Below are 7,302 nucleotides of genomic sequence, written 5' to 3' on the forward strand. Positions count from 1 at the left end.
CAGGATTATACTGATTATACTGATTTTCCAGATTTTTACTTTTTGATTTTATGATTTTGATTTTATGATTTTGAGAGATGTAATAATAAAGATAAGCGGCCACTGGTAAGAGATGTCTTACCAGTGGCCGCTTGCCTTTATTATAGTCTCAGGATTAAAAAATTATCGATTCCTCATCATCTTCCAAAAACAAAATCATAAAAGTAAAATCTGGAAAATCAGTATAATCAGTATAATCCTGGGCAAAGACAAAAAATCTATTGCAGGCAATATTTATAAATGAAAGCCGCTGCGGCAGCGCCAGCCAGTGGGCCCAATATAGGAATCCAGGCGTAGCCCCAGTCGCTGTCGCGTTTTCCTGAAATAGGCAGGAGGTAGTGCATGAGCCTGGGTCCTAAGTCACGGGCGGGATTGATGGCATAGCCGGTAGGGCCGCCGAGTGACATACCGATAGCTAATACCACGAACGCTACGGGTAAAGCATCCAGCGAGCCTATACCAACGGTAGGACCGGTAATGAAGCAAATGGCCAGTATGAATACCATGGTAGCCAGGAATTCCGTAAGGAAATTGTACTTAGGATTGCGGATAGCGGGAATGGTGCAAAACACGCCGAGTTTGGTATCTGCATCGGGTGTTTCATCGAAATGTTTTTTATAGCAAAGCCATACCAGCAGTGCGCCCAACATGGCGCCGCCGAGTTGGGAAGCTACGTAACCGGGTACTTTTTCCCAGGGAAATTTTCCCTGCAAAGCTTCTGAAAAAGTAACCGCCGGATTGAGGTGGGCGCCACTATATTTGGCGGCGGTATATACGCCAATAAATACGGCCATGGCCCAACCCATGGTGATGACTATCCAGCCGCCCTGGTTGCCTTTTGACTTGTTGAGTATAACGCTTGCTACCACACCATCTCCCAGTACAATGATAAATGCGGTTCCTAAAACTTCTGCTAAATAAGGTGACATAAGTTGAATGAAATATTAATAACGTGGAAAAATGTTTATTCTTCAGTCCATGCCTGTGCTGCTCTGATGGCGCGTTTCCAGTCTCCACATAATCTTTTGCTTTCTGCGTTTTCCATGGTTGCATCAAAGGTGGCGTCTATCTGCCATTGCTTTGCGATGGTTTCAATGCTATCCCAGTATCCAACGGCGAGTCCTGCCAGGTAGGCAGCGCCGAGTGCGGTGGTTTCTGTGATAACGGGACGCACTACACGAAGATGGGTGATGTCTGCCTGGAATTGCATGAGCAGGTTATTTTTGGTAGCGCCGCCATCTACACGAATTTCGGTGATGGGCATGCCGGCATCTGCTTCCATGGCTTTCAGCACATCCATGGTTTGAAAGGCAATGCTATCCAGTGCAGCGCGGGCAATATGTGCGGCGGTAGAGCCTCTGGTAAGTCCTACCATGGTGCCCCGTGCATGTTGATTCCAGTAGGGAGCGCCCAGTCCGGCAAAAGCAGGCACCAGGTATACACCATCACTGTGAGGAACGGTGGCGGCTAGTTTTTCCACATCAGCAGAGTGGCGGATGATGCCTAGTCCGTCGCGGAGCCATTGTACTACGGCGCCGCCGATAAAGATGCTGCCTTCCAGTGCATAGGTGGTTTTACCATTGATTTGCCATGCTACGGTGGTAAGCAGATTATTTTTAGAAGGAATGGGCTTGTCGCCGGTATTCAATACCATAAAACAACCGGTGCCATAGGTGTTTTTGATCATGCCGGGTTGTGTGCATAACTGCCCGAACAAGGCAGCCTGCTGATCTCCGGCAATTCCGGCAATCGGAATGCGATAGGGGGTAAGATTGGCTTCTGAATAGCCATATACTTCGCTGGATTGTTTTACTTCCGGCAGCATGGAGGCGGGAATATCGAAGAGAGATAATAATTCGGTATCCCATTTCATGTCGTGGATATTAAACAACAGTGTGCGGGATGCATTACTCACATCGGTAATGTGGAGCTTGCCGTTGGAAAAGTTCCATACGAGCCAGCTATCTACTGTACCAAATGCGAGTTCGCCGTTTTCTGCTCTCTTGCGGGCATCGGGGATGTTGTCGAGCAGCCATTTTATTTTGGTACCGGAGAAATAAGCATCCAGGCGTAAGCCTGTCTTATCTTTTATGAGTTGCTCTTTTCCTTCTTTGATGAGTGCATCGCAATAGGCAGCGGTGCGGCGATCCTGCCATACGATGGCGTTATGGATGGGTTTACCGGTTTTCCTATCCCATACAATGGTGGTTTCGCGTTGATTGGTGATACCAATAGCAGCGATATCCTGACCGGTCACCCTGGCTTTGAGGATTGCTTCTGCGGCCACGCTGGCCTGGGAAGTCCATATTTCCATGGCATCATGCTCTACCCATCCGGGTTGTGGAAATATTTGTTTGAATTCTTTCTGGGCAACGGCTTTGATGCTGCCATCGTGATCAAAAATAATCGCGCGTGAACTGGTGGTGCCCTGGTCCAGCGAAAGGATATATTTTCCCATTAGGTGCTTTGTTTATTGCGTGTTCGGGTATTCGTGGATATTATCTTTGAATTTAAATAAATTATCCAACAAAACACGATCATCTTTCCAGGGTAAAATATAACAGGAGGTAAGGGTAAAAAAAATCCCCGGCGCAATTACTGCACCGGGGATACACCATCTAAAAAATATCTGTAATTACATTTTCTTTGCATCTTCCAGGAACTTCGCCAGACCGATATCCGTTAATGGGTGCTTCAGCAGACCCAGGATAGAATCTAACGGGCAGGTACATACGTCGGCACCTACTTCAGCACATTTTACAATGTGGAGCGCGCTACGGATAGACGCTGCAAGGATTTCGGTTTTGTAACCCTGTAAGCTGTAGATCTGTGCAATTTGTGCGATCAGTTCTACACCATCCCAGTTGGTATCATCAATACGACCAATGAACGGAGATACATAAGCAGCACCTGCTTTCGCCGCCAGAATAGCCTGACCAGCAGAAAATACCAGGGTACAGTTTGTTCTGATACCGTTATCAGTAAACCATTTGATGGCTTTTACACCGTCTTTTATCATTGGAACTTTCACCACGATGTTTGGATGAATAGCTGCCAGTTTCTTACCTTCTTCAATAATAGATTTGAAATCTGTGGAAAGCACTTCAGCACTTACATCACCGTCTACAATTTCGCAGATATCTTCGTAATGCTTAATAATAGCAGCTTCACCTTTAATACCTTCTTTAGCCATCAGAGATGGATTGGTGGTTACACCATCGAGAACGCCGAGATCGTGAGCTTCCTGTATTTGCGCCAGATTAGCTGTATCAATAAAGAATTTCATACTATATAAATTAGTTGTCAGGAAATGAACCGTTTGTGGAAGGTGCTGTCATTAGTGAAAGAGGTGGAGAAAATAGCAACCAGATACTATTGACAAGCAACTAATGACAATAAAAAAAGAAAAAAAAAGGCAAGTTACTTATATCGCACCGCTACAACCACCTACCCTTGCTACATTCCTGTCCTGGGGGAGTTCAGTAGGAGCTGGTCGTATAAGACTTGCCGGTTGCAAAGGTAATATAATGTGTTGAATCTCCAAATATTAGCGCAAAAAAAGTTGAAGTTTTTTTAAAAACCGTATTCCGACCGATCCTTTTCAGGTTAATAATGTTATAGCTATGTATATCATGAGAAAATATACATACATAGTATTGGGGATCTTCGCCCGTCATTTAACACAAATAAATTTAACCTCTTATGCAAATTCTTCAAGCAAGTTCTTATGAAAGCAGTCGCGCTATGGGCGCCATGTTCACCGGTCCTTCTATAGTTGGGGGCGTGATCCTGACGGTTTTTTTCATCATCTGCGGATGGAAAATTTTTGTAAAAGCCGGTGAAGAAGGATGGAAATCTATTATTCCTATCTACAGTGGGATTGTGATGTGCAAAATAGTAGGCAAACCATGGTGGTGGATCCTCCTGTTTTTAATACCATTTGTCAATTTTGTTATTGCTATCTGGCTAACTAACCTGCTCAGCAAAAGCTTCGGCAAAGGTGTAGGCTTTACAGTGGGCTTGCTCCTCCTGGGCTTTATATTTTATCCTATCCTGGCATTTGACCGCACTATCGTGTACAAAGGACCGGCTGGAGATCCTACCCGTTTTAATCCCGTAAACGATGACCTGAATTCGATAGGTAGAACTATTTAAAGAGCATAAAGCGTAAAGCAAAAAGCTATTGAAGCGGACATAACGTTAATCATCCGCTTCAATAGCTTTTTGCTTTTGGCTTTACGCTTTATGCTAATTATTCCTGGTGGTGTAGTAGTTGTAATCATTCAGCACCGTTTCCAGGAAGTGAGTATGTGGTAAATCAGATTCAATATGCAGTACTTCCTTTACCCGGTAAGCCACTCTGGAGGCCAGCTCATCATCCTTCGCCATCAGTGCACGATCCAGCAACTCTTTTACTTTATTCATATCCCTGTCGGATAATTTCATGATCTGCGGAAACAGCGGCTTGTAATCAGTGTTGGATAAATCACGGAAGATGGTTTCTTCAATACTGCCTTTTCGTTTGGTACTAATCACAATCGTACCGGCTATTAAGTCGCCTAAACGCTGGTTGTAGGGCGTACGCACAATAGATACAATGGGAATAATCACCGGCACCAGGAACGCGAAATACAGTGGCGTTTCAATTAACCTGAATATCCATCTTATCAGGTGCTGACTAATGCTCGGTGCATTGCCCATCATACTCACCACCTGAATATGCAGTATTTTTTTTCCAGGTGTAGACCCGCTCATGGTGATTTCTGTAATCGGAAAATAGAACATGACAGGTATAAAAATGAATAGCACGTAAACAAAGATGTCGGCTTCCACATTCAGCCGGAAAGAGGTGAGTACAGAATAGGCGAGCAGAATATAGCACAGGCGAATAGCGAAATCAATCAGCCAGGCTAAAAAACGCTTCACGATATCTGCCGATTCAAATTCGAGATCAATGTTGAAAGAAGTTGGTATTTTTATATCTGCCATACTCAAATTTACATATTTGTTTATATATTGTTAAACGATTTAGTATGTTTGCCGGTATTCCCCCATTAGTGACCCATTACTGTAGGTAATATCTGTATTTAAAAGGGAAAGAAGAACTCAATATGAGAGAATCGCTGTTTATCAAAAAAAATTTGTCCCGCTGGAAGCAATACCAGGAGGAGCCCACAGATGACCCTGATGAAATGGCGGAAAGATTTGTATCTGTATTGGATGATCTGTCTTACGCTAAAACTTTTTACAGCTTCAGCAAAGTAACCCGTTATATAAACGGCCTGGCAGCAGGCATTTATCATCGAATTTATCAACATCGTAAAGAAGATGTTGGCCGCTTTCAGCTGTTTTTTAAATACGAATTACCGCTGCTGTTTCGCAGACACCACCGCCTGCTATTATTTACATTATGCTTCTTCCTGCTGTTCTGCATTATCGGTGCTTTTTCATCGGCGCATGACGAAACGTTTGTGCGGGGCGTACTGGGCGATGAGTATGTGAATATGACCGAACGTAATATTGCCAATAAAGATCCCTTTGGTGTGTATAAAGATGGAAATCCTTTGGCGATGTTTTTTCAGATCGCTATCAATAACATACAGGTATCTTTCTATTGTTACGTGGGCGGCATTTTCCTGGGTCTGGGCTCCCTTTATCTGCTGGTCCGGAACGGTGTGATGCTGGGCGTTTTTCAATACCTGTTTTTTACCCATGGGCTGGGCTGGAAATCAATATTGGTTATCTGGATCCACGGCACGCTGGAAATTTCCAGTATTGTTATTGCCGCCTGCGCCGGTATTATTATGGGTAAAAGCATTCTTTTCCCCGGTACCCGCAAGCGGATAGATTCCCTGCGGAAAGGCGCCAAAGACGGGATCAAGATCATGGTAACTTTAGTGCCTGTATTTATAGTGGCCGCATTCCTGGAAAGTTTTGTTACCCGGCATACGGAAATGCCACTGGTGTTAAGTCTCTTTATCCTGCTGTCATCGCTGAGTTTTATACTGGGTTATTTCATTTTTTATCCCATTTACCTGCATAAAAAAGGATATCGTTTAAGTGCGGAAGGGAAAGTCATCATCCCATTTATCCTTTCAAAGCAGTAACATGAAGAAATATTTTTGGCTGAAGAGCTGTCTGTTATTATTGCTTTGTCTTCCTGTAAAAAGCATGGCACAAGCGGTGTTGGAAGATACCGCAACCACGGAGCAGGCTGCCCTTCCCGTTGAGAGTACCCCGCAAGCAGCAGCTACGGATACTGCATCAGAAGAATACGAAGAAGAAACTGCTTATTACGAAAAACGCTACGTGTCGGATTCTCTCGTAAAAGCGCTGAAAGAAAATAAAAAACTGCAGTATCATGATATAAAACCGGAGCCACCAAAACATATTCCCTGGCTGGAAAAATTCCTGCAGGCGATGTTTAATTCTATCAGTGCGATCCGTTTTGTAATCATGTTTTTATTGCTCGCTGGCTTGGGTTTCCTGTTGTATCGGTATATGAAAGTCAATGGTATTTTCAAAAAGCCTGCACTGATAGATGGTTTGACGGAAATACAGGAAGAAGAATTGCATAGCGGGGAAGAATATGAAGAGAAAATAAAAACAGCTATTGCTGCAGGAGATACAAGACAGGCCATACGTTGGTGGTACCTGTATACATTGTTTCAGCTGGCCGGCCGGCAAATGATTGTAGCCGGCAGAGAAAAAACCAACAATGATTACCTGCGTAGTATGCGTAGTTCACCCTACTATAAAAAGTTTGCTACCCTCACACTGGACTACGAATATATCTGGTATGGCGGGTTTGAGGTGAGTGAAGATAATTTCAGGAATATTAACCAGGAGTTCAGGGATTTTAATAACGCAATAGGAAAAGCTTCGTGAATACTAAACCCATTTATATCATCGGAATAGTAGTACTGCTAGTAATAGTACTGGTGGTTGTTGGTGGCAATCTTGTCAGTGACCCGGCGGAGCAAACCACGGAAATGTCGCGTTCTACTTTTTCCAGTAAGGATAAGAAAGCTGGCGGTGCTTATGCGGCCTTTAAAATGCTGCCACAACTGTTCGACAAACATTCTATACAGGTTGTTACCAAACCTTTTGCACGCACCTACGAAAAGGAATCGGAGTTGAAATATAGCGGTAACGCCTACATCCTGGTAGCAAACGAATTGTTTACGACCGAAAAAGATGTGGATGCCATGCTGGAATATGTATCACCAGGCAATGAACTGTTTATTGCAGTGAATACCCCCG

The 7,302-nt window shown here is 43.9% G+C and carries 8 protein-coding genes and 1 other RNA gene; 4 read left to right on the plus strand and 5 right to left on the minus strand.

Going from position 1 to position 7,302, the window contains the following annotated elements:
• Positions 1-257: 257 nt before the first annotated feature.
• The 4 genes from VIP81_RS01360 to ffs form a co-directional block, all read right to left on the minus strand.
• Positions 258-968, minus strand: a complete 711-nt coding sequence (locus VIP81_RS01360) for an MIP/aquaporin family protein (RefSeq protein WP_331956681.1) — start codon at positions 966-968, stop codon at positions 258-260.
• A gap of 35 nt (positions 969-1,003) precedes the next feature.
• Positions 1,004-2,497: a glycerol kinase GlpK gene (glpK, locus tag VIP81_RS01365; protein ID WP_331956682.1), complete on the minus strand. Its 1,494-nt coding sequence runs from the start codon at positions 2,495-2,497 to the stop codon at positions 1,004-1,006.
• Between the two features lie 177 nt (positions 2,498-2,674).
• Positions 2,675-3,325 carry a fructose-6-phosphate aldolase gene (gene fsa, locus VIP81_RS01370; protein WP_211971751.1) on the minus strand — a complete coding sequence of 217 codons (651 nt, stop codon included), beginning with the start codon at positions 3,323-3,325 and terminating at the stop codon, positions 2,675-2,677.
• 124 nt (positions 3,326-3,449) lie between these two features.
• Positions 3,450-3,549, minus strand: an RNA gene (ffs, locus tag VIP81_RS01375) — signal recognition particle sRNA small type.
• Positions 3,550-3,741: 192 nt separating this feature from the next.
• On the opposite strand from ffs, the gene VIP81_RS01380 reads away from it, so the two are divergent.
• Positions 3,742-4,194: a DUF5684 domain-containing protein gene (locus VIP81_RS01380; protein WP_331956683.1), complete on the plus strand. Its 453-nt coding sequence runs from the start codon at positions 3,742-3,744 to the stop codon at positions 4,192-4,194.
• A 93-nt stretch (positions 4,195-4,287) separates the two neighbouring features.
• Here VIP81_RS01380 and VIP81_RS01385 read toward each other — a convergent pair whose 3' ends face one another.
• Complete coding sequence (locus tag VIP81_RS01385; protein ID WP_331956684.1) at positions 4,288-5,028, minus strand: RDD family protein; 741 nt, start codon at positions 5,026-5,028, stop codon at positions 4,288-4,290.
• A 122-nt stretch (positions 5,029-5,150) separates the two neighbouring features.
• Here VIP81_RS01385 and VIP81_RS01390 point away from each other — a divergent pair, with 122 nt between their 5' ends.
• The 3 genes from VIP81_RS01390 to VIP81_RS01400 form a co-directional block, all read left to right on the plus strand.
• Positions 5,151-6,146 carry a stage II sporulation protein M gene (locus VIP81_RS01390; RefSeq protein WP_331956685.1) on the plus strand — a complete coding sequence of 332 codons (996 nt, stop codon included), beginning with the start codon at positions 5,151-5,153 and terminating at the stop codon, positions 6,144-6,146.
• Position 6,147: 1 nt separating this feature from the next.
• On the plus strand, positions 6,148-6,927 hold the full coding sequence (locus VIP81_RS01395) for a hypothetical protein (protein WP_331956686.1): 780 nt from the start codon (positions 6,148-6,150) through the stop codon (positions 6,925-6,927).
• On the plus strand, positions 6,924-7,302 hold a 379-nt coding region (locus VIP81_RS01400; RefSeq protein WP_331956687.1), incomplete at its 3' end, for a hypothetical protein. The genes VIP81_RS01395 and VIP81_RS01400, both read left to right, overlap by 4 nt.

It is taken from the genome of Chitinophaga sp. (genome assembly GCF_036566945.1).
Taxonomy (GTDB): Bacteria; Bacteroidota; Bacteroidia; order Chitinophagales; family Chitinophagaceae; genus Chitinophaga.

Excerpts from the sequence above, each read along its gene's own strand:
- fsa (WP_211971751.1), bottom strand. The coding sequence starts at position 3,325 with ATGAAATTCTTTATTGATACAGCTAATCTGGCGCAAATACAGGAAGCT.
- VIP81_RS01360 (WP_331956681.1), bottom strand. The coding sequence starts at position 968 with ATGTCACCTTATTTAGCAGAAGTTTTAGGAACCGCATTTATCATTGTA.
- glpK (WP_331956682.1), bottom strand. The coding sequence starts at position 2,497 with ATGGGAAAATATATCCTTTCGCTGGACCAGGGCACCACCAGTTCACGC.
- VIP81_RS01395 (WP_331956686.1), top strand. The coding sequence starts at position 6,148 with ATGAAGAAATATTTTTGGCTGAAGAGCTGTCTGTTATTATTGCTTTGT.
- VIP81_RS01380 (WP_331956683.1), top strand. The coding sequence starts at position 3,742 with ATGCAAATTCTTCAAGCAAGTTCTTATGAAAGCAGTCGCGCTATGGGC.
- VIP81_RS01385 (WP_331956684.1), bottom strand. The coding sequence starts at position 5,028 with ATGGCAGATATAAAAATACCAACTTCTTTCAACATTGATCTCGAATTT.
- VIP81_RS01390 (WP_331956685.1), top strand. The coding sequence starts at position 5,151 with ATGAGAGAATCGCTGTTTATCAAAAAAAATTTGTCCCGCTGGAAGCAA.